Annotated in this window: 2 pseudogenes; one reads left to right on the top strand and one right to left on the bottom strand. The window is 69.2% G+C overall.

Annotation, left to right across the window (positions count from 1 at the left end):
* A pseudogene (locus A9X00_RS25505) lies at positions 1 to 217 on the top strand (hypothetical protein); the annotation flags it as partial.
* A gap of 4 nt (positions 218 to 221) precedes the next feature.
* Here A9X00_RS25505 and A9X00_RS25500 read toward each other — a convergent pair.
* Positions 222 to 510: pseudogene (locus A9X00_RS25500) on the bottom strand (hypothetical protein); the annotation flags it as partial.

Raw genomic sequence — 510 nt, 5'->3', positions numbered from 1 at the left:
CGACCAGATGCGCAAGATCGCCCAGCTCTCCGGCGGGCAGTCCTACACCGCCACCAACATCAGCGAGCTGAACAAGAGCTACAACGCCATCGAGAACGACATCGGGTTCCGCACGGTGCCCGGCCCCGGCAGCGCCGGCTGGCTGCGCCTGGGCGTCGTCGTCGCGCTGATCGCCGCGGCGCTGGGCCTGCTGATCAACCGGCGCCTGCCGGTCTGAGCGATCAGGCGGGCAGCCGCCGGTTCAGGAACAGGCCGGCCAGGACGGCGCCGGCCAGCAGCACCGCGCCGAGCAGCATCCAGGCCAGGCTGGCGTCGCCCTTGACGGTCTGGTAGCCGATCTGGCGCTGCAGCGTCGAATAGACGCTCTCCAGCGATTCCAGGCTGTCGGCGTGGAACGCCTGGCCGTCGGTGATCTTGGTGATCTCCTGCAGCGTCTGGTCGGTCGACACGGGGACGGCGACGCGCTGCCCGTTCATCTCGATCTCCCCGCCCTTGGTGCCGAACGAGATC

This window comes from Mycobacterium sp. 1245805.9 (genome assembly GCF_001672915.1).
Taxonomy (GTDB): domain Bacteria; phylum Actinomycetota; class Actinomycetes; order Mycobacteriales; family Mycobacteriaceae; genus Mycobacterium.
The sequence above is the reverse complement of the archived record's forward strand: the minus strand, read 5'-3'. Positions and strand labels throughout refer to the sequence as shown.